Origin of the sequence: Faecalibacterium prausnitzii (assembly GCF_049532945.1) — a bacterium.
Taxonomy (GTDB): domain Bacteria; phylum Bacillota; class Clostridia; order Oscillospirales; family Ruminococcaceae; genus Faecalibacterium; species Faecalibacterium prausnitzii_N.
On the sequence record NZ_CP186691.1, the window covers coordinates 656,213 to 676,463 of the forward strand.

Genomic DNA, 20,251 nt, shown 5'->3' on the forward strand with positions numbered 1-20,251 from the left:
TTATGGATCTGGAAAATGTGAAAAAGGTCATCAATGCTTATGCAGATGTACATGCCGTGTATCTGAAGGAAGCAATGACGGCTGAAAGATACTACAAAAACGAAACGGACATCATGTTTGAACCCAAGAAGTCCAGGGAAAAGGCTGAAAAGGATGCCAGCGGTGAACTTGTCACCCATGACATTGCTTCCCCCATGCGGAACGCTGACAACCGCATTCCCTTCAATTTTCATGGGCTACTGGTCAATCAGAAAGCATCCTACATGTTCACGGTTCCCCCAATGATTGACATTGGATCTGATGCTTCCAACAAGGCATTGAATGCGTTCCTGGGTGACAAGTATCCCAAGGTGTGCAAAGACCTGTGTGTGGAAGCGTCCAACAAGAAAACCGGCTGGATCCATGTGTGGAAGTCTGCTGAAGATGGTGCAATCCACTATGCGGTTGTTCCATCTGAACAGATTCAGCCCATCTGGTCAAAGTCCCTTGACCGGAAGCTGATGGGTGTTCTTCGGATCTATCATGACATTGATGATGAAGGATCTGAATTTGATGTCTATGAACTGTGGAATGAAACAGAGTGTGACACCTACAAGGTTCCTGCCGGACGGACTGTCATGGACGGTCTGGAACCTTACTGCAACTTCATCCTGGTGGAAGGCGGGAAGTCCACGCAAGTGAACACCTATCAGCACGGCATGGGTGAAGTTCCGTTCTTCGCATTCGACAACAACAACGTCCACACGGATGACCTGAAGAACATCAAACCCCTGATTGATGTCTACTGCAAGGTGTTTAGTGGTTTTGTCAATGATCTGGAAGATATTCAGGAAGTGATCTTCGTGCTGACCAACTACGGCGGTGCAGATCTGAATGAATTTTTGTCTGATCTGAAGTATTACAAGACCATCAAGGTGGAAAACGATGGGGACGGTGACAAGTCCGGTGTTTCCACCCTGACCATTGACCTGCCTGTTGAAGCCAGGGAAAAACTTCTGACCATCACCAGGAAGTGCATCTTTGAACAGGGCATGGGTATTGACCCGGATCCCCAGAACTTTGGCAATTCTTCCGGTGTGGCACTGAAGTTCCTGTATTCGCTGCTGGAACTGAAGTCCGGTCTGATGGAAACAGAGTTCAAACCGTCCTTTGGTCGGTTCATCCGGTGTGTCTGCCGGGTGCTGGGAATCACTATCAAGGATGACGTGGTTCTTCAGACCTGGATCAGAACCATGGTGCAGAATGATCAGGAAATGTCCCAGATTGCACAGCAGTCCACCGGCATCATCAGTCAGGAAACCATTGTCCGCAATCATCCGTGGGTTGAGAATGTCCAGGATGAACTTGACAAGCTGAAGGAAGAAAAGGCTGCTGTACAGGCTGAACAGAAACAGCTTTATGATCCGTTTGGGAATCAGCAGCTGAAGCAGAAACAGGATCCTGATGACCCGGATGATCCTGGTACTGACCCCAAGAAGGTTGACAGCTGATGAAAACCCCTGAATACTGGGCAAAACGGTTCAATCTGCTGGAACAGTCACAGCATGACCGGGGTGCAGCAGCTTTTTCAGAGATTGAACGAAAATATAGGACAGCAGAAAGGGAAATTGAACGGAAGATTGCTGTGTGGTATCAGCGTTTTGCTGACAACAACGGCATCACCCTTCAGGAAGCCCAGAAATGGCTGTCCGGGAAAGATCTGGAAGAATTTAAGTGGGATGTGAACCAATACATCCGCTATGGTCAGGAAAACGCAGTCAATGGAACCTGGGTGAAACAGTTGGAAAACGCTTCAGCCCGGTTCCATATCAGCCGGTTGGAAGCCCTGAAGATCCAGTGCCAGCAAGACATTGAAGTCCTGTTTGGTGGTCAGAAGGATGTCTTTGATCAGGTAATGTCTGATGTGTACAGATCCGCATACTACCGCACCGCCTTTGAAATTCATAGGGGTGTGGGTGTTGGGTGGGATTTTGCCACACTGGACAGCAAGACCATCAGTAAGATCATCAACAAGCCCTGGGCTGTTGATGGTACAAACTTTTCTAACCGTATATGGTCAGACAAGCAGAAGCTGCTGTCTGAACTGGACAGCACCCTGACACAGAACATTGTACTGGGTCAGGATCCACAGAAAGCCATTGACACTATTTCCCACCGTCTAGGCGTATCAAAAGCCAATGCAGGACGGTTGGTCATGACGGAAGAAGCCTATTTTGCTTCTGAAGCCCAGAATGACTGCTTCAAGGAACTGGACGTTGAACAATATGAAATTGTGGCAACGCTGGACAGTAGAACTTCTGAGATCTGCCGGATGATGGACGGAAAGGTGTTCAAGATGTCTGAATGGAAGGTTGGTGTCACAGCACCACCTTTCCACCCATGGTGCAGAACCACAACCGTTCCCCACTTCGATGATGAATTTGACGTGGGTGAACGTGCTGCAAGGGGTGTAGATGGTAAAACCTACTATGTACCAGCCAACATGAAATATGCTGACTGGGAAAAAGCCTTTGTTCAGGGAAATAAAACAGAGATTGAACCAGTTCAGCCTGTTCAAGACCCGGTGCAAAGTGGTACAATGAAGGTACAGGACAGAAGCAAGGCACAACCAGCTTCTGATCCGGCAGTTCAGAAGATCCTGGACAGATACCCGGTCATTGAAGGTGTTCATTCTGCACTGGATGACATCAAGGCAACCAACCCCAAGTATGCTGAATCCAGACAGAAGCGTGACACCTACTACACCCACAACTGTCAGCGGTGTGTCAATGCCTATGAAGCCAGAAGAAGGGGTTATGATGTCACAGCCCATGCACGGCTGCTGAGAAATGACACCTTGCCCTACATGATGAATGATCGTGGTTGGGCGAATGTCTATGTCAATGGTCGGGATTCACTGGTTCAGTGCTTCAGCAGAACAGCTGAAGGTGTCCAGAACAAGGTCATCAGTCAGATGCAGTCCTGGGGTGACGGTGCAAGAGCCATTGTTAGAGTACAATGGAGAGGTGGCGCAGGTGGTCATGTTTTCATAGCTGAAAACCATGCCGGTGACATCGTGTTCATGGATCCCCAGAGTGGTGCAGCGGACGTGGGATATTATTTCCAGTCTGCAAAAGTCAATCAGACACACCTGTTGCGTATTGATGACAAGGAATTTTCGGATCTGATTCAGGATTGCTGTGACTATGAACTTCCCCAGTGAAAGGGGTGAACAGGATGATCACTTTTGAAAAAGCAATGGATCTGGTTGAACTGGAACTGAAAGATTCAGGTCTGGAAATCGGGAACGTGCTGGATGACGGTGAATACTTCATCTTCGGGTATACCAATGACGTTGATCTGTCCCCCATTGGGGTGAACAAGGAAACTGGTCAGCTGGATGAATACTTTCCACCTGCACACCCGGCATTCCTGAAAGCAACCCCTGTGAACTAAATATGCTGCAAGCACCCAGAAATGGGTGCTTTCTTTTTACCCAAAAATCAGGAAAGGAGTGAACCGGCATGAAGAAGCTGTTCATCAGTCAGCCCATGAAGGACAAGACTGACGCTGAAATCCTGGCAGTTCGTGAACAGGCAATCCAGTCTGCAAAGAATCTGCTTGGTGAGGACGTGGAAGTCATTGATTCCTTCTTCCAGGACGCACCGCATGACGCTAAACCGCTGTGGTTCCTGGCAAAGTCCCTGGAACTGCTGGCAACCGCTGATGTGGTGTATTTCGTCAAGGACTGGGAAAAGTATCGTGGTTGCAGGATTGAAAACACCTGTGCCATTGAATACGGCATCACGGTCATTGAGGACTACAAGCATTGATAACTAAGCACCTTCGGGTGCTTTTTTATTGCCCTGAACACGGCATTAAACTGTTCAGTCCGACAAAATACACCGCTATGTGAATAAACTGGCATCCTTCTTTGACAGGAACCACCCTGAATAAAAAGGAAAAAGAAAGGAAAATCAAAAATGTTGGAATGGTTACAAACAATTTTGGAAGGTGCTGCCGTTACTGATGGAAAGCTGGATGTCACAGCGGTCATGAACACTGTGAAAACTGAGTTCCCCAAGTACGCAGTTCCCAAGGATGACTTCAATGCCAAGGTCACTGAACTGAAAACCGCAACGGACACCATCACAACCTTGAAGAAGGATGCTGGTGACAATGAGGAACTTCAGAAGAAGATCAAGGCGTATGAAGATCAGATCAAGACCCTTCAGGCTGATCAGGTGAAAACGGCAAAGACCTATGCCCTGAAAGCCAAGCTGACGGAAGCGGGAGCCATTGACCCGGACTACCTGATCTATAAGCAGGGCGGTCTGGACAAGTTCACCTTTGACAAGGATGGTTCCCCCGTTGGTGTGGACGATGTTCTGAAGCCCCTGAAGGAATCCGCACCCCATCTGTTCAAGACCAATGGACAGGGTGGGTATAACCCCGCTGCCGGTGGCGCAGGATCTGCCGGTGGTGTGACCAATCCCTGGAAGAAGGAATCTTTCAACCTTACTGAACAGGGCAAGATCCTGAAATCCGATCCGGCACAGGCAAAACAGCTTGCAGCTGCTGCCGGTGTCACGTTGCCTATCTAAAAACCATGAAAGGAAGGAAATTACAATATGGCAAACGGTACTACTCTTTCTGATGTGATCGTGCCTGAACTGTTTAATCCGTATGTGATTAACAAGACCATGGAACTGTCTGCACTGTTCCAGTCCGGCATCATCACCAACAACCCCGAATTTGACAAGCTGGCTTCTGAAGCAGCACCTGTCCACAATATGCCGTTCTTTGAGGATCTGCACGGTGATTCTGAGGACATTCTGGAAGGTGAGGATCTGACCGCCAAGAAGATCACCAGCAACAAGGATGTGTCCACCACCATCCGCAAGGCTGCAATGTGGTCTGCAACTGATCTGTCTGCTGCCCTGGCTGGTGCTGATCCTATGGCTGCAATCGGCAACCTGGTTGCTGGTTATTGGAGCCGTGAGAACCAGCGCATTCTGATCAAGATCCTGTCCGGTGTCTTTGGCACTTATGACAATGGTTCTTCTGACAGTCACGACTACAAGACCCCGCTGGCTGACCACATCCTGGACATCACCACCATGTCTAGTGCTGCTGCAAAGAACATTTCTGCATCGGCATTCATTGATGCTTGCCAGCTGCTGGGTGATGCTCAGTCCCAGCTGACCGCTGTTGCTATGCACAGCGCAACCAAGGCATATCTGAAGAAGCAGAACCTGATTCAGACTGAGCGTGACAGCACTTCTGTGGAGTTCGACACCTATCAGGGTCGGCGTGTCATCGTGGATGACGGTTGCCCGGTTGCGGGTGGTGTCTATACCACCTACCTGTTCGGTCAGGGTGCGCTTGCCTACGGCAACGGCAACCCTGTTGGTTTTATCCCGACTGAGGTTGACCGTGACAAGAAGAAGGGTTCTGGCGTGGACTTCCTGATCAACCGCAGAACCTTCATCATGCACCCCCGTGGTATTGCATGGCAGAATCTGGCGCGTGAGCATGTGGAAACCCCTACGGAAGCAGAGCTTGCTAACGCCAAGAACTGGAAGATGGTCTATGAGCCTAAGCAGATCCGCATGGTGGCGTTCAAGCACAAGATCGGCTAAGCGAAAGGCTGGTGAATCGCATGACCATTGAAGAACTGAACAGTCTGGTGGAAATGCGGTTGCTGACCTTCGGCTATACGGTCACTGAAGCAGATCAGAAGATTCTGTCCTATGTGACCGGACGTGCTGCCCAGTATGTCTGCACGTTCTGCAATTTTCCCCACTGCCCTGATGATATTCCCAGTTCCTTGCAGTATGTGACTGCTGACTATGCTGTGGGTGACTTCCTTCAGCATAAAAAGACCTTTGCACCTGATGACCTGACCAACCTAAATCTTGACCTTGCAGTCAAACAGATCACCACCGGTGACACCACCACGGTGTTTGCAACCGGTGAGGGTTCGCAGACTGATGAACAGAAGCTGAACAGTTTCATCAGCTATCTGATGACCTATGGGAAGCATGAACTGCATTCCCACAGAAGGGTGAAATGGTGAACGCTACGGTTCAGGCTGCACGAAAAGCAGCCCGGTCAGCATTTGAGAAATACCACTATGACGGCACTGCAACAGTGTCTGAGTGGGGCAAGGTCAAGGACAGGGAATCAGGACTGACAAAACAGGGTGAAGTGATCCTTTTGGAGAATCAACCCTGTCATCTGTCAAAGGAAAGGGATGCAGCAGCAGATCAGACCGTTTCTGCTGCACAGGTTTCACAGACCGTCAAGCTGTTTATTGCACCAGACATCCAGATCAAGGCAGGATCCAAGATCACGGTGACACAGGCGGGGATCACTGATATGTACACCCATAGCGGAAAATCCACCGTGTATGACACCCATCAGGAAATCCTGCTGGATCTGTTTGAAAAGTTTGCATAATGGGCAAGATGGGAAAATTCAACTTCCGGGAACTGAAGGACTTTGAACAGAAGCTGAAGTCCATGAAAGACCCGGATGCTTTTGTAGAATCCTGTGCAAAGGAACTGGCAGCAAGACTGCTGGCAAAGGTCATCAAGCGCACACCGGTTGGTGATTATCCCAAGAGTTCCGGCAAAAAGGGTGGAACCCTAAGACGTGGTTGGACAGGTGAAAAACGTGCATCAGCGTTAGCTTATGCAGATTCCCTGACCGTCCATCATTTTGGTGACACCTATGTCATTGAAATTGTGAACCCGGTTGAGTATGCCAGTTATGTGGAATACGGACACAGGACAGCCAATCACAAGGGTTGGGTTTCTGGTGTGTTCATGATGACCATTTCAGAACAGGAACTTCAGGAAATCGCACCCAAGGTGCTGGAACGCAAAGTCAAAAAATACATGGAAGGGTTGGTGAAATGATCAATGAAATTGTAAATGCAATCGTGAAAGCGTTGGACACAGCGTTCAATGCTGAATCGGATGCCTATGAAATCTACAATGAAGAAATCAAGCAGGATCTTCGTGAACCTGCTTTTTTTGTACAGTCAATCAACCCATCCACAAGCCTGTTTCTGGGGAAGCGGTATCTGCAACACGTTCACATTCTGATTCAGTATTTTCCCAAGTCTGAAGCATATCAGACGGAATGCAATTCCATTGGGGAACAGCTGAACTGGATTGTGGAGTGGATCACCTGTAAAGATGATGACAGACCCATCCGTGGAAGCAATATGCACTATGAAGTGGTTGATGGGGTTCTAAACTTCTTTGTGGACTATGAATTTTTCATCCGCAAGGTTGAAAGTTGTGACCCCATGCAGACCATGGATCTAAAACAAACCGTGAAGAAAGGAAGTGACTGAATATGGCACAGAAGAAGGTTGCAACCCCTGTTGCACCCACTGGTTCTGATGAAGTGAAGGTTCAGACGATGACTGAACCCACTTTTGAGAAAGCGCAGCTTGTCGGCTGCAAGAAGTATTCCGGCAGAAAGGATCTGGTCAATGCCCTTTTGGATGATGGGCAGAAGTACACCTTCAGTCAGGTGGACAAGATGATTCAGGACTTTGACACTGGTGACTTCACCGAAAACAAAGAAAGGAAAGGTGACGAATAATGGCACTTGGCGGTGGTTCTTTTATCACTCAGAACAAGGTGCTTCCGGGCGCATACATCAACTTTGTGTCCGTGGCATCTGCCAGCGCAACGCTTTCTGACCGTGGCGTTGTGACTATGCCCCTTGAACTGGACTGGGGCGTTGAAGGTCAGATCTTTGAAGTCACTGTTGGTGACTTCCAGAAGAACAGTATGAAGTTCTTCGGTTATCCTTACACCCATGACAAGATGAAGGGTTTGCGTGATCTGTTCAAGTACGCAAAGACCCTGTATGCCTACAAGCTGAACACCGGTGGCACTAAGGCAGCTTGTAACTTTGCAACCGCAAAATATCCCGGCATCCGTGGCAATGCCCTGAAGATCGTGATTCAGGCAAACGTGGATGATTCTTCCATGTTCGACTGCTACACCTACATGGACACCAGTGCCGTGGATATGCAGACCGTTTCCGCTGCTGCTGATCTGAAGGATAACGACTATGTGACCTTCAAGAAGGATGCAAACCTTCTGGTTACTGCATCCACCCCGCTGACCGGTGGCACTACTGGCACGGTTTCCGGCAGCGCATATCAGGACTATCTGGATAAGATTGAATCCTATCGGTTCAACACCATGGGCGTGGTCACTACGGAAAAGACTGTCAAGGGTCTGATGGCTTCCTTCGTGAAGCGTATGCGTGATGACGTTGGTGTCAAGTTCCAGCTGGTTCTGCATGACTACCAGTCCGCAGACTACATGGGCGTGATCAGCGTCAAGAATGAAGCCCTGGACGGTGCGTCTAAGGCTGATCTGGTCTACTGGGTTACTGGCGCACAGGCTGGCTGTGCTGTGAATAAGTCCCTTCAGAACAAGCAGTATGATGGTGAATATACCGTGGGTGTGGACTACAATCAGTCTGATCTGACCAAGGCTATTCAGTCCGGTGAGTTCACGTTCCACAACGTCAACGGTGATGTCCGCATTCTGGATGACATCAACACCAAGGTCACTGTGTCTGACACTGAGGGTGCAATCTTCTGTGACAACCAGACCATCCGTGTCATTGACCAGATCGGCAATGACATTGCTGTCCTGTTTGCAACCAAGTACCTGGGCAGCGTTCCGAATGATGAAGCCGGACGCATTTCCCTGTGGTCTGACATTGTGAAGCATCACCAGCAGCTTCTGACCATTCGTGCCATTGAGGGCTTTGAAGATGGTGATGTGGTGGTCAGCCAGGGTGACAGCAAAAAGGCTGTTGCCGTTCAGGATGCTGTTACTGTGGTCAATGCTATGGGCAAGCTGTACATGACCACCGTGGTGTCCTAAATTTGAAGAAAGGAAGGTAAGTAAATCATGGGTAATGTTACCATCATGAAAGCCAAGGATGCAATTTCTGCACGTCTGGCTGAATGCTATGTGACCATCAATGGCAGACGCTACAACTTCATGCAGATGATTAATGTGGAGTTCACCATTGACAAGACCAAGGGTAAGGTTTCCCGCCTGGGTGCTGTCATGGCTGGTCATAAGTCCTACGGCATGGAAGGAACCTTCAGCGGAACCATGCACTACAACACTACTGTCATGCGTCAGCTGATGGCTGACTTCAAGAACACCGGTGTTGACACCTACTTTGAAGTTCAGATCACCAATGATGACCCGGCTTCTGATGCCAAGCGTCAGACTGTGATCTTCTATGACTGTCTGACTGACGGTGGTGTCCTGTCCAAGTTCGATGCAGACGCAGACGGTGAATCCCTGGATGAACCGATTGAAGGCACGTTTGATGACTTCAGCATCCCGGAAGGTTTCACTGAACTGGATGGTTTCTAAGCAACCAACAACCTAACAAGTACATAAACACCATTATATAGCTTCATATAAGCCCATATAATGGTGTTTTCTTTGTGCTTGAATAACTTGAAAGGATGAATCAAAAATGTCTAAATTCGCAAGATTTATGAAGCCTAACAAGGTAGTCAAAACCAATGAGTTCTACGCACCTACTGCATCCCTGCTGGATGAGAAGGGCAGCCCCATCCCCTGGGAGTTCAAGCACATCACTTCCAAGCAGAATGAACAGATGCGTGAGGGCTGCACGGTGGATGTTCAGATCACCGGCAAGCCGAACATGTACCGTCCCAAGCTGAACACTTCCAAGTACCTGACCCAGATGATCGTTGCATCCACCGTCTGCCCGGATCTGTATGATGCGGATCTTCAGGACAGCTATGGTGTCAAGACCACTGAAGATCTGCTGTTTGCCCTGGTGGATGATGCTGGTGAATACCAGGATCTGTGCGTCTGGGTTCAGAAGTTCCAGGGTTTCACCAAGACCCTGGAAGATAAGGTGGGTGAAGCAAAAAACTGATAAATGACGGTGATGCTGAAGCAACCTATGCCTACTACTGTTTGCATAAGTTGCACATTTTACCGTCACAGTTTTTGGCTATGGAAGAAGCTGAAAAAGCCTTTGTCATAGCTGCTATTGACATCAAGGCAGAGAATGACAAGAAGAAGGAAAAGGAACTTCAGCGTAAAGCCAAAAAGAAAGGAAAATAATTCATGTCAAGTATCAGAACAGGCATCGAACTTCAGGACAATTTCAGTCCTGTGCTTGATGGTATCATGACATCTGTTTCTGAAGCGGTCAGCGGAATGGAACAGATGCAGCACACCATGGATGCCGGTGTTGATACTTCCGCAATAGCAAGCGCAGCCAGTGACATTGATTCTGCAACCGCTGCTGCCAGGGAACTGGCTGAAGCATTGCAGGACATCCATGCACCGGTGATCAATCTGGATCAGCCCGCTGTTCCCAGATCTGTGGAAGCCCCAGTCAGGCAGGAAGTACCCCCACAGCAGCTTGCTAATCCACCCCCTGCCGTGGATGCGGACATCAGCACTCAGTCCCCTGTGACAGTCCCTGTCACCCCTGTGGTGGAGCAACCCACCATTGATGTGCCGAACAGCATCACTGTTCCGGTCACACCTGAAGTAAGTGAACAAGAACCCATCATCTATGATGATATTACCGTTCCGGTCACACCGATTGTTGCTGAACAGCCCCAACTGGATGTCCCGGAAGAAGTGACTGTGCCTGTCACACCGGTGGTTGAAAGTCAGCCGGACATTGCAGTCCCTGATGGATTGACCGTGCCGGTTATGGCAGAGGTGACGGAACAGCCTGAAATTGATGTTCCTGATCCCATCACAGTCCCTGTCACCCCTGTGGTGACAGCTGAACCTGACATTGAAATCCCTGAACCCCAGATCCCGGAACCTGACTTGTCCGGGGTTGAGCAATACACGAATTTAATCAATCTTGCAGGTGCTGCACTGCAACAGATTGTGTCCATACAGGAACGGATCAACAGCCAGAGTGCTGAAGTGAATGTCCTGCCGGATGACGTACAATCCAAGATTGGTAAAGTCAACACTGAAATCCAGCAGATGCAAGCTGCTTTGGATTTTATGCAGAACAACCCGCTGGATCTGGATGCAGAAGCGGTCATCCTTCAGATTGACCGTCTGAACACGTCCATCAACCAGACACTACAAGCACAGAAGGAACTGGATGAACAGCTTCAGGGGATGACAGCACCGTCTGTGGACGTTCCACCTGTGGAAGTCCCCCAGGCAGATGTTCCCCCTGTCCATGTACCTGTTCAGCCGGATGTTCCTGATCCGTTGGTTGATCCCAACCAGCCCCCTGTCACCGTCCCGGTGGAATGGCAGGGTGATCTTGAAGTTTTTACTTCTACCGGGATTGAACGGTTCAATGCAGAAGTTCAGTCTGCAAATGCTGAACTGAACACACTGAACCAAACCCAGCGCAACATTGAACAAACAGCATCCGGCATGGACGTTCTGCCTGATGGTGCTGCACAGGACATCACAAGCCTTGGTCAGCGGTTGGAGTGGGTAACGCAGAAACTTCAGCAGATCCAGAACAACCGGCTGAATTTTGGCACGGATGAAGCCAATGCAGGACTTGAACAGATCAGATCCCAGTTGGACGCTGCTATTCATGCCCAGAATGACCTAAACACTGCACTGGACAGCATGGATGTCAGTGCAGCAAACGCTGCTTATTTGCAGCTGTCCCAGACGGTTGGAAACACTGAACGGTTCATCCGTGACAACACGAACGAACAGGGGCAGTTCAACCAGAGCATCCAGGAAGGTGTGTCCCAGGCTGACAAGCTGATGGACACCATCAAGGGTGCGGTTGCAGCCTATATCAGTGTGCAGTCTATTGGTAAGGCATTGGATATGTCTGACCAGCTGACCCTGACCACATCTCGCCTGGACATGATGAATGATGGTGTTCAGTCTACCGCTGAACTGGTCAACATGGTCTATGCAGCAGCCCAGGACGCAAGAGGTTCTTTTTCTGACATGGCTGATGTTGTTGCCCGATTCGGCAACAACGCAAAGGACGCTTTTAGTTCTTCTGAAGAAGTCGTTGCCTTTGCAGACCTGATTCAGAAACAGATGACCATTGCAGGTGCATCCACCCAGGAAGCAGCGAACGCTGAACTTCAGCTGTCCCAGGCTTTGGGTTCTGGTGTGCTTCGTGGTGACGAACTGAACAGCATCTTTGAGCAAGCACCGAACCTGATCCAGAACATTGCTGACTATCTGGATGTGCCTATTGGTCAGATCCGTGAAATGGCAGCAGATGGTGAACTGTCCGCTGATGTGGTCAAGGCTGCAATCTTTGCAGCAGCTGATGACATCAACAGCAAGTTTGAATCTATGCCCATGACATGGGGTCAGATCTGGCAATCCATGCAGAATACCGCAATCATTGCATTCCAGCCGGTTCTTCAACGGCTGAATGAAATTGCAAACAGTGAAGCGTTCCAGTCTTTTGTCAGCGGTGCTATTGAAGCAATGGCAACCCTGGCAAACATTGTCCTTGAAATCTTCGGATTGATCGGAAATGTGGGCAGCTTCATTGCTGACAACTGGTCTATGATCAGTCCGATTGTTTACGGTGTAGTTGGTGCGCTGGCTGTCTATGCTGCATACCTGGCAGTTGTCAAAGGCATGGAAATTGCATCCGCAGCAGCAACTGCAATCCATGCTGTGGCTATGTCTGCCAAGATCGGCATCACAGCTGCACTGACCGGTTCCACCATGGCAGCAACGGCTGCACAGATGGGCTACAACGGCGCACTGTACGCTTGCCCCATCGTGTGGGTCATCATGATGATCATTGCCCTGATTGCCATTATTTTTGCTGTCTGCAACGCAATAGCAAAGATGACCGGAATTGCAACTTCCGGTTTTGGTGTCATGACCGGTGGCATCAATGTTGTGATCCAGTTCTTCAGAAATCTGGGTCTGACCGTGGCGAACATTGCCCTTGGAATTGGGACTGCAATCGCAGCACTGGCTTCCAACATGATGGTTGCATTCCACAATGCAATCAGCAATGTGCAGTCCTGGTTCTATAACCTGTTATCCACAGCCCTGTCTGTCATAGAGGGCATCTGTGCAGCCCTGAACAAGCTGCCGTTTGTGGAATTTGACTATTCCGGCATTTCCGCTGCTGCTGACAGCTATGCTGCAAAGGCAACTGAAGCAGCTGGAAACAAAGAGGAATACCAGTCCATCAGCGCAGCATTCAGTGAAGGGTTCAGCACCTTTGATTCTTTTCAGAGTGGTTGGGCATCGGATGCTTTCAAGGCTGGTGCAGCGTGGGGTGATGGGATTGCTGACAAGGTGGCAGACTTTAGCCTGTCCGACATTTTCGGCAAGACAAACATTCCCAAGGTGGATGACTATGTGTCCGGCTTCAGTGATGCTATTGCCAATTCTGGAATTGGTAATGGTGTCAATGATATTGCTGGAAAAACAGGCGCAATCAAGGATTCCCTGGACATCACCCAGGAAGATCTGAAGTATTTGCGTGATATTGCAGAACAAGAAGCTATCAACCGTTATACTACGGCTGAAATTCACATTGAACAGACGAACAACAACACCATCAATTCTGATATGGATCTGGATGGTGTGGTGGATGGTCTGACTTCCGCTGTGAATGAAGCTGTGGATGAAATTACAGAGGGGGTGCATGACTGATGGCATATATGTTCTATCTGAAGAAGTGTCTGCTGCCGGTCACACCCGACAAGCTGACCATCAAAATCAATGGTAACAACAAGACCGTCAACCTGATTGATGAAGGTGAAATCAACATCCTGAAGAAAGCAGGTCTGACAGACATTGAATTTACTTGTATGATCCCGAATGTGAAATATCCGTTTGGAGTCTATAAGTTCGGTTTTGTGGGTGCTTCCTATTTTCTAAGCTATTTCAAAATCCTAAAGGTGTCAAAGTTACCGTTTCAGTTTATCGTCACACGATCCTTTCCAAACGGCAAGGGTATCTTCAACACCAACATGAAGGTATCCTTGGAAAGTTACACGATTGAAGAAAGTGCGGATGAAGGTTTTGACTGCATGGTCAAGATCAAGCTGAAGCAATGGAGAAACTACGGAACAAAGACTGTCAAGGTCAGTGTTCAGCAGGAAAAAACAACTGCTGCACCTGAAGCACCCAGGGCAGCGGAATCTGCCCCTGCACCTACATCCAATCAGACATACACCGTAAAAAAGGGTGATTGTCTGTGGGCTATTGCAAGAAAGTTTTATGGATCTGGTGCAAAATACACCACCATCTACAATGCAAACAAGGGTGTCATTGGTGGCAACCCCAATTTGATCTATCCTGGTCAGGTCTTGACTATCCCGACAGGATAAGGGGGGGGATGACCATGAATGTTGAACTTTTGGTTGCAAATGAATCTGGTTCCAAAGTCTATCAACCAGCTGTTGAAGAAGGGATTGAATGGACTACCCAGAGAGCCGGGACACCGGGCAAACTGACCTTCAAAGTCCTGAAGGATGACATTCTGGACTTCACTGAAGGTTCAGCTGTCCGGCTGAAGGTGGATGGAGATGAAGTGTTTTATGGCTTTGTTTTTACAAAGTCCAGACAGAAAGACCAGATCATCACAGTCACCGCTTATGATCAGTTGCGATACTTGAATAACAAGGACACAAAGGTCTATGAGGGCAAAACAGCAACACAGTTCATTCAGATGTTGGCTGCTGACTACCGGCTGAATGTTGGTGACATGGAAGATACAGGCTATGTGATTGCATCCAGAGTGGAAGAAAATTCTTCCCTGTTTGACATGATCGGGAACGCACTGGATCTGACATTGACCAACACCGGCAACATGTTTGTCCTGTTTGACAACTTCGGAAAACTGACACTGAAGTCCTTGGACAAGATGCGTGTTGGTGAGGGTGACAACTATCTGATGATAGATGAAGAAACCGGTGAAAACTTTGATTATAAGTCATCCATAGACAGTCAAACCTACAACAAGGTAAAACTGACCTATGATAATGAGAAAACCGGAACCAGAGAAGTCTATATAGCCCAATCTGGTGAAAATATGAACAAGTGGGGCATCTTGCAATACTTCGACACGTTGCAAAAAGGTGAAAACGGTCAAGCAAAAGCAGATGCCCTGTTGAAACTGTACAACAAAAAGACCCGCAACCTAAAGATTCAGAACGCCTTTGGTGACAACCGTGTCCGTGCTGGATCTTTGATCGTGGTGAATCTTGCCCTGGGGGATATGTCCGTCAAGAACTTCATGTTGGTGGAAAAGTGTATTCACACCTACAAGGAATCTGAACACTGGATGACCCTGACATTAAGAGGGGGTGAATTTGTTGCCTGATGCAACTGAACTGGTAAAACTGTTGAAGCGGACTGCACTGGATGCAGTCCTTGCTGCAAAACCTTCCAACATCATGTTTGGAAAGGTTACATCTGTTTCACCATTGAAGATCAACGTGGAACAGAAGATGGAACTGGGTGCTGCACAGCTGGTTCTTTCCCGGAATGTCACGGACTTCAAGACTAAAATTTCCATGCTTCAGTCTGACGGATGGGAAACCGTGGAGCATACCCACAACCACGTTATTCACGATACTTTTACAGGAAACGGTACTTCTGAAACCCATACCCACAAGCACAAAATCAACAAGGAAAAGCTGATCATCACTATTCACAATAGCTTGGTTGTCGGTGATCAGGTCATTCTTGTTCGGCAAGCTGGTGGTCAGAAGTTTGTTGTCCTGGATAGGATTGGAACATCATGATTCCGTCCACAAGTGGGTTCCTGACCACAGATCTGGAACTTCAAAGACAACCAAGCAGAACCTATAAAATGAACCTGGAAGGTAACACCACAAGAGGGTTCACAGATGAACTGGACGCTATGAAACAGGCGGTGTTCAAGATCCTGAATACTGAACGGTATGTCTACCCAATGTATTCCTGGAACTACGGCATTGAAACCATGGACTTATATGGTGAACCTGTTTCCTGGGTCTGCCCTGAGTTGGAAAGAAGGATCACAGAAGCACTGACATGGGATGACCGGATTGACAGTGTGACTGATTTTGACTTCGATCTGTCCCAGAAGGGTGTTGTTCATGTGTGTTTTGTGGTTCACACCATCTTCGGGGATGTGCAATCAGAAAGGACGGTGAACTTCTAATGTATGAAAGCACAACTTATGATGTGATACTGGATCGAATGCTTGCCAGGGTTCCTGACACCCTGGACAAGCGTGAAGGAAGCGTCATCTGGGACACGCATTCCCCAACCGCTATTGAACTTCAGAACCTGTACATTGAACTGGATGCACTGATCAACAACGGCTATGGTGACACAGCTGCAAGGGAATTTCTGATCCTTCTGTGCAAGGATCGTGGCATCACACCAAAACCGGCAAGTAATGCAGTTCTTCAGGCGCATTTCACACCAACCACCATCAGCGCAAACGCTTTGATTGGACAGCGATTCAACATTGATGATCTGAACTATGTGGTCATCGGTGCGATTGATGAAGCTGCCGGAACCTACCGGGTGCAGTGTGAAACCCCTGGTGAAATTGGAAACCGGCACATGGGAACTATGATCCCTATGGAATACATTCAGGGACTGGAAACCGCCACACTGACAGAAGTGTTGGTTCCTGGTGAGAATGAAGAAGATACTGAAGTTCTCAGAAAACGCTATTTTGACAGCTTCGGTGAATTTGCCTTTGGTGGCAATCGCTCAGACTATCTGAACAAAGTTCACAGCATCCAGGGTGTTGGTGGTGTCAAATTAGAAAGGGTATGGAATGGAAACATCAAACCGGCTGAAATGATTCCCAGTGAATCTGTTCAGTCTTGGTTCAATGAACAGAAATCCCTTCCTGATGACGTGAACAAGTGGCTGACCGCTGTTTATACAGCAGCACTTCAGAAGCTGCTGACCGTGGGTGGGACGGTGTTGATCACCATTACCAATGCCAGTGACTACGGTGAAGCCAGCACTTCCCCTGGTGGTCTGGTAGACACGGTGCAGCAGACGCTGGATCCTGAAGAAAATGCCGGTGAAGGTTATGGTCTTGCACCCATTGGACACGTTGTCACTGTTCACAGTGTTGAACCGGTTACGGTGCAGGTCAAAACCAATATTTCCTTCAACACCGGCTATTCCTGGGCAGACATGAAGTCCACCATTCAGGACGCTGTGTCCAACTACCTTTTGACTTTGCGGAAGTCGTGGGAATCCAATGACTACACGGTGGTTCGTGTGGCACAGTTGGAATCAACCATCCTTGCACTGGAAGGGGTGGTTGACATTGACGGAACAACCATCAACGGCAGCACCAGCAATCTGACGTTGACCAAGTATCAGATCCCCACGTTTGGGGGTGTGAGCGTATGATCAGACAGGTTGATCTGGTGTCCTACCTTCCACCATACTTGCAGAATTATAGGGAACAGGTTGCAGCACTGGCTGCTGAAGATCCTGAATTTCTGCTTGTGTGGGATGCAGCAAATGGAATCCTGTACAATCATTTCATTTCCACTGCAAATGAATACGGCATCAGCAGATATGAAAAGATCCTGGGCATCAGACCCACAGAGGATGACAACCTTGAATCCAGAAGATCCAGGGTGCAAGTCCAATGGGTGAACCTGATTCCCTACACCATCAGAACCTTCATTCAGAAGCTGAAGGTTCTGTGTGGTGATACCCCCTATGTGGTCAGCGGAAACTTCCGCAAGAACTATGAACTGTCTGTGGTCACTCAGCTGGAAAACGTGGGTCAAGTGGATGAACTGAACAATCTGTTTCAGGGGATCCTGCCCATGAACCTGGTCATCAATTCCAGGAATGAAATTCCAGTCAAGGCGAACAACAGCATCTTCTTCAGCGGACGGTTGACCACCCACGTTGATCTGATTCTGACCCATGACTGGTGCGGAACACTGAAAGCAGATCCGGCATTTTCGTTTGTTGGTTATCCTTCGGACACCGCAAAGGTTCGGATCACACATGATTTTAATGAAAAATCTGTGATTAGTGGTGATGCAAATGCTGCATCCGGTGTCACTTACACTGATGTCATTAAAATATAAAAACCATCTATCAAAGAAAGGAATTTTGAAATGGCTGAATTTTCTAAACTTTATTTGACCAAGCGTGGTCAGGCATTGGTTGCAAAGATCATGGCAGGTGCAACCAACATTCAGTTCACCAAGGTCAGCACTTCTTCCAAGGTGTATGCAGAAAGCGCACTGGAAGCCCTGACTGCCCTGGAAAATGTGCAGCAGACCAACAATGTCACCAAGGTGACTATTTCCAACAACACCAGCGTCCGTGTGGAAACGGCATTCACCAATGAAAAGCTGACCGCTGGCTATTATCTCCGCTGCCTGGGTCTGTATGCAAAAGACCCGGATCTGGGTGAAATCCTGTATGCTGTGTGTGTGGAAACTTCCGGTCTGTGCTATATGCCTGCATATAACGGTGTTACTGTATCCAGCGCATACATCCAGCTTTACACCACCGTGGGCAACAGTGACAACGTGAACCTGGCTGTCTATTCCGGCGCATACGCAACTGTTGAGGACATCAGCGCAATGGAAGCTGAAATTGCTGACCTTCGTGCCTATGTGGGCTACACGGACGGTGACATTTACGGCGTGGAAGTGGACTTTGCCAACAAGAAGTTCACCCGCCTTGCTGGTGCTGTGGGCATGGCTGGTGGTGAGCCGTTCGACAAGGTTCGTGCAATGGGTGGCAGAAAACGCTGCAACCTGACGGATGACGGTGTTGTGGTTGCCTATCAGGGTGATCCGGCATTCAGTTCTTCCGGTGTTCTGACCCAGGCTGCAACCGTGGGTGATACCACCTACCCGGTGGGAACCAAGGTGCAGGTCATGGTGGAACAGCCGAAATTCTACTACAAAGTGGTTCCCATGGTGCTGGAACGCACTTCTGACACTGCTGATCAGGGTTGGAAAACCCGCAAAGTCCGCTACTACATTTCTGATACCCCCAAGGCTGGCTTCAAGGTGCATCCGCAGTTCATCTGCAATGGCAAGGAAAATGACTACATCTACAAGTCCGCTTATGAAGGTTGCCTGTGGGACAAGTCCGCTGCTGCCTACATCATGGATGATGCCCAGGTTGCAGACTTTGCCAATGACATGCTTTCCAGCATTGCCAATGCACAGCCTGCATCCGGCAAGACCCAGAACCTGACCCGTGCCAACACCCGCAAACTTGCCCAGAACCGTGGTCATGGTTGGGAACAGCAGTATGCAGCTGTTCTGGCTGGCACTCAGCTTCTGATGCTGATCGAATATGGCAACTTCAACAGTCAGAACAACATTGGTGCAGGTGTCACCAATAAGCCTTGGCTGGAAGATGGTGTCAACTACTCTGAACTGACCGGTGCAACCGTAAACCTGGGCAATGCGTCCGGTGCTGTCACCAATGCCAACGGCTACAACGTGGTGTCCTATCGTGGTGAAGAAAACCTGTGGGGCAACATCTGGAAGTGGGAAGATGGTCTGAACATCAAGAACCCTTCCACCTTTGCTGCTGATGACGGTCAGGTTGGTGTCCTGTACGCAGCTGATCACGGCTTTGCTGATGACACCGGTGCTGCACCGTATGAGGACACCGGCATCCGTGTTCCTTATGTCACCTGGTCTTACATCAGCGCATTCGGCTATTCTGAAGCCTATGACTGGCTGTTTGTCGGTGTGGAAGGAAAGGGCAACAGTTCCGTCCCTGTTGGTGACTGTGTTCAGAACGTCAATCCTGGTTGGCGCGTTGCTAGGTCGGGCGCGAGTTGGAGTTATGGCGCGGATGCCGGTGTCTTTTCTCTGGGTCTGAGTAGTTCGGCGGGTGGTCGGAGTCGTGGTATCTCCGGGCGGTCGGTGTATATCCCTTCCCGCAAGAAGGAACTTGACGATGCTGCCTAAAACAGCATAACCCAAGACTTAGGTGAAAGAATTTAGCTTACGAATTAGATCAAAGACCGTGAAGGATAATGGTACATCGTGCAAAAACCAAAAAAAACCATTTAGCACGTTGCTAAATCAGGCACGAATTGGAATAATGGCACGAATACCAGTGTCTTTTATCTGAATCTGAATAATTCGGCAGGTAATCGGAATCGTAATATCTCCAGGCAGTCAGTACATGCACTAAAAACACCCACCTGTGGGAACATCTTCAGGTGGGTGTCTCTTTTTATCGTGGATATAGTTCGGCTATATCCG

General features: G+C 48.8%; 22 protein-coding genes. All 22 read left to right on the forward strand.

Annotation, left to right across the window (positions count from 1 at the left end):
• Positions 1–2: 2 nt before the first annotated feature.
• Positions 3–1,490 carry a phage portal protein gene (locus tag ACNQFG_RS03295; protein ID WP_423405978.1) on the forward strand — a complete coding sequence of 496 codons (1,488 nt, stop codon included), beginning with the start codon at positions 3–5 and terminating at the stop codon, positions 1,488–1,490.
• Entirely contained in the window at positions 1,490–3,202 is a 1,713-nt protein-coding gene (locus ACNQFG_RS03300) for a minor capsid protein (protein WP_423405979.1), read from the forward strand. The genes ACNQFG_RS03295 and ACNQFG_RS03300 overlap by 1 nt, the downstream gene beginning before the upstream one ends.
• A 14-nt stretch (positions 3,203–3,216) precedes the next feature.
• Positions 3,217–3,435 carry a hypothetical protein gene (locus ACNQFG_RS03305; protein WP_423405980.1) on the forward strand — a complete coding sequence of 73 codons (219 nt, stop codon included), beginning with the start codon at positions 3,217–3,219 and terminating at the stop codon, positions 3,433–3,435.
• Positions 3,436–3,503: 68 nt separating this feature from the next.
• Complete coding sequence (locus ACNQFG_RS03310; protein ID WP_423405981.1) at positions 3,504–3,812, forward strand: hypothetical protein; 309 nt, start codon at positions 3,504–3,506, stop codon at positions 3,810–3,812.
• Positions 3,813–3,962: 150 nt separating this feature from the next.
• Positions 3,963–4,583, forward strand: a complete 621-nt coding sequence (locus ACNQFG_RS03315; protein ID WP_423405982.1) for a phage scaffolding protein — start codon at positions 3,963–3,965, stop codon at positions 4,581–4,583.
• Positions 4,584–4,610: 27 nt separating this feature from the next.
• On the forward strand, positions 4,611–5,621 hold the full coding sequence (locus ACNQFG_RS03320) for a major capsid protein (protein WP_423405983.1): 1,011 nt from the start codon (positions 4,611–4,613) through the stop codon (positions 5,619–5,621).
• A 20-nt stretch (positions 5,622–5,641) separates the two neighbouring features.
• A complete protein-coding gene (locus ACNQFG_RS03325) occupies positions 5,642–6,058 on the forward strand; it encodes a hypothetical protein (protein ID WP_423405984.1) in 417 nt (138 codons plus the stop codon).
• Positions 6,052–6,441, forward strand: coding sequence for a hypothetical protein (locus ACNQFG_RS03330; protein ID WP_423405985.1), 390 nt, complete (start codon positions 6,052–6,054; stop codon positions 6,439–6,441). The genes ACNQFG_RS03325 and ACNQFG_RS03330 overlap by 7 nt, the downstream gene beginning before the upstream one ends.
• Positions 6,441–6,902, forward strand: coding sequence for an HK97 gp10 family phage protein (locus tag ACNQFG_RS03335; RefSeq protein ID WP_423405986.1), 462 nt, complete (start codon positions 6,441–6,443; stop codon positions 6,900–6,902). Before ACNQFG_RS03330 ends, ACNQFG_RS03335 begins: the two co-directional genes overlap by 1 nt.
• Complete coding sequence (locus tag ACNQFG_RS03340; RefSeq protein ID WP_423405987.1) at positions 6,899–7,345, forward strand: phage tail terminator family protein; 447 nt, start codon at positions 6,899–6,901, stop codon at positions 7,343–7,345. The genes ACNQFG_RS03335 and ACNQFG_RS03340 overlap by 4 nt, the downstream gene beginning before the upstream one ends.
• A 2-nt stretch (positions 7,346–7,347) precedes the next feature.
• Positions 7,348–7,599, forward strand: a complete 252-nt coding sequence (locus ACNQFG_RS03345; RefSeq protein WP_423405988.1) for a hypothetical protein — start codon at positions 7,348–7,350, stop codon at positions 7,597–7,599.
• The gene (locus tag ACNQFG_RS03350) at positions 7,599–8,906 is read left to right on the forward strand and encodes a phage tail sheath family protein (protein WP_423405989.1); all 1,308 of its coding nucleotides are present in this window, start codon (positions 7,599–7,601) and stop codon (positions 8,904–8,906) included. Before ACNQFG_RS03345 ends, ACNQFG_RS03350 begins: the two co-directional genes overlap by 1 nt.
• A 27-nt stretch (positions 8,907–8,933) precedes the next feature.
• Positions 8,934–9,413: a phage tail tube protein gene (locus tag ACNQFG_RS03355; protein WP_423405990.1), complete on the forward strand. Its 480-nt coding sequence runs from the start codon at positions 8,934–8,936 to the stop codon at positions 9,411–9,413.
• A gap of 127 nt (positions 9,414–9,540) precedes the next feature.
• Positions 9,541–9,951 carry a phage tail assembly chaperone gene (locus ACNQFG_RS03360; RefSeq protein WP_423405991.1) on the forward strand — a complete coding sequence of 137 codons (411 nt, stop codon included), beginning with the start codon at positions 9,541–9,543 and terminating at the stop codon, positions 9,949–9,951.
• A 194-nt stretch (positions 9,952–10,145) separates the two neighbouring features.
• The gene (locus ACNQFG_RS03365) at positions 10,146–13,673 is read left to right on the forward strand and encodes a tape measure protein (RefSeq protein ID WP_423405992.1); all 3,528 of its coding nucleotides are present in this window, start codon (positions 10,146–10,148) and stop codon (positions 13,671–13,673) included.
• Positions 13,673–14,353: a LysM peptidoglycan-binding domain-containing protein gene (locus tag ACNQFG_RS03370; protein ID WP_423405993.1), complete on the forward strand. Its 681-nt coding sequence runs from the start codon at positions 13,673–13,675 to the stop codon at positions 14,351–14,353. The genes ACNQFG_RS03365 and ACNQFG_RS03370 overlap by 1 nt, the downstream gene beginning before the upstream one ends.
• Positions 14,354–14,367: 14 nt before the next feature.
• The gene (locus ACNQFG_RS03375; RefSeq protein ID WP_423405994.1) at positions 14,368–15,348 is read left to right on the forward strand and encodes an XkdQ/YqbQ family protein; all 981 of its coding nucleotides are present in this window, start codon (positions 14,368–14,370) and stop codon (positions 15,346–15,348) included.
• Positions 15,341–15,772, forward strand: a complete 432-nt coding sequence (locus ACNQFG_RS03380; RefSeq protein WP_423405995.1) for a DUF2577 domain-containing protein — start codon at positions 15,341–15,343, stop codon at positions 15,770–15,772. The genes ACNQFG_RS03375 and ACNQFG_RS03380 overlap by 8 nt, the downstream gene beginning before the upstream one ends.
• Before the next feature lie 68 nt (positions 15,773–15,840).
• Positions 15,841–16,173 carry a DUF2634 domain-containing protein gene (locus tag ACNQFG_RS03385; protein ID WP_423405996.1) on the forward strand — a complete coding sequence of 111 codons (333 nt, stop codon included), beginning with the start codon at positions 15,841–15,843 and terminating at the stop codon, positions 16,171–16,173.
• Entirely contained in the window at positions 16,173–17,396 is a 1,224-nt protein-coding gene (locus ACNQFG_RS03390; RefSeq protein ID WP_423405997.1) for a baseplate J/gp47 family protein, read from the forward strand. The genes ACNQFG_RS03385 and ACNQFG_RS03390 overlap by 1 nt, the downstream gene beginning before the upstream one ends.
• Positions 17,393–18,094 (forward strand): putative phage tail protein, encoded by a 702-nt coding sequence (locus ACNQFG_RS03395; protein ID WP_423405998.1) that lies wholly within the window; start codon positions 17,393–17,395, stop codon positions 18,092–18,094. Before ACNQFG_RS03390 ends, ACNQFG_RS03395 begins: the two co-directional genes overlap by 4 nt.
• A 30-nt stretch (positions 18,095–18,124) precedes the next feature.
• Entirely contained in the window at positions 18,125–19,951 is a 1,827-nt protein-coding gene (locus ACNQFG_RS03400) for a phage tail protein (RefSeq protein WP_423405999.1), read from the forward strand.
• Positions 19,952–20,251 lie beyond the last annotated feature (300 nt).

Excerpts from the sequence above, each read along its gene's own strand:
- ACNQFG_RS03295 (WP_423405978.1), top strand. The coding sequence starts at position 3 with ATGGATCTGGAAAATGTGAAAAAGGTCATCAATGCTTATGCAGATGTA.
- ACNQFG_RS03300 (WP_423405979.1), top strand. The coding sequence starts at position 1,490 with ATGAAAACCCCTGAATACTGGGCAAAACGGTTCAATCTGCTGGAACAG.
- ACNQFG_RS03305 (WP_423405980.1), top strand. The coding sequence starts at position 3,217 with ATGATCACTTTTGAAAAAGCAATGGATCTGGTTGAACTGGAACTGAAA.
- ACNQFG_RS03310 (WP_423405981.1), top strand. The coding sequence starts at position 3,504 with ATGAAGAAGCTGTTCATCAGTCAGCCCATGAAGGACAAGACTGACGCT.
- ACNQFG_RS03315 (WP_423405982.1), top strand. The coding sequence starts at position 3,963 with ATGTTGGAATGGTTACAAACAATTTTGGAAGGTGCTGCCGTTACTGAT.
- ACNQFG_RS03320 (WP_423405983.1), top strand. The coding sequence starts at position 4,611 with ATGGCAAACGGTACTACTCTTTCTGATGTGATCGTGCCTGAACTGTTT.
- ACNQFG_RS03325 (WP_423405984.1), top strand. The coding sequence starts at position 5,642 with ATGACCATTGAAGAACTGAACAGTCTGGTGGAAATGCGGTTGCTGACC.
- ACNQFG_RS03330 (WP_423405985.1), top strand. The coding sequence starts at position 6,052 with ATGGTGAACGCTACGGTTCAGGCTGCACGAAAAGCAGCCCGGTCAGCA.
- ACNQFG_RS03335 (WP_423405986.1), top strand. The coding sequence starts at position 6,441 with ATGGGCAAGATGGGAAAATTCAACTTCCGGGAACTGAAGGACTTTGAA.
- ACNQFG_RS03340 (WP_423405987.1), top strand. The coding sequence starts at position 6,899 with ATGATCAATGAAATTGTAAATGCAATCGTGAAAGCGTTGGACACAGCG.
- ACNQFG_RS03345 (WP_423405988.1), top strand. The coding sequence starts at position 7,348 with ATGGCACAGAAGAAGGTTGCAACCCCTGTTGCACCCACTGGTTCTGAT.
- ACNQFG_RS03350 (WP_423405989.1), top strand. The coding sequence starts at position 7,599 with ATGGCACTTGGCGGTGGTTCTTTTATCACTCAGAACAAGGTGCTTCCG.
- ACNQFG_RS03355 (WP_423405990.1), top strand. The coding sequence starts at position 8,934 with ATGGGTAATGTTACCATCATGAAAGCCAAGGATGCAATTTCTGCACGT.
- ACNQFG_RS03360 (WP_423405991.1), top strand. The coding sequence starts at position 9,541 with ATGAAGCCTAACAAGGTAGTCAAAACCAATGAGTTCTACGCACCTACT.
- ACNQFG_RS03365 (WP_423405992.1), top strand. The coding sequence starts at position 10,146 with ATGTCAAGTATCAGAACAGGCATCGAACTTCAGGACAATTTCAGTCCT.
- ACNQFG_RS03370 (WP_423405993.1), top strand. The coding sequence starts at position 13,673 with ATGGCATATATGTTCTATCTGAAGAAGTGTCTGCTGCCGGTCACACCC.
- ACNQFG_RS03375 (WP_423405994.1), top strand. The coding sequence starts at position 14,368 with ATGAATGTTGAACTTTTGGTTGCAAATGAATCTGGTTCCAAAGTCTAT.
- ACNQFG_RS03385 (WP_423405996.1), top strand. The coding sequence starts at position 15,841 with ATGAACCTGGAAGGTAACACCACAAGAGGGTTCACAGATGAACTGGAC.
- ACNQFG_RS03390 (WP_423405997.1), top strand. The coding sequence starts at position 16,173 with ATGTATGAAAGCACAACTTATGATGTGATACTGGATCGAATGCTTGCC.
- ACNQFG_RS03395 (WP_423405998.1), top strand. The coding sequence starts at position 17,393 with ATGATCAGACAGGTTGATCTGGTGTCCTACCTTCCACCATACTTGCAG.
- ACNQFG_RS03400 (WP_423405999.1), top strand. The coding sequence starts at position 18,125 with ATGGCTGAATTTTCTAAACTTTATTTGACCAAGCGTGGTCAGGCATTG.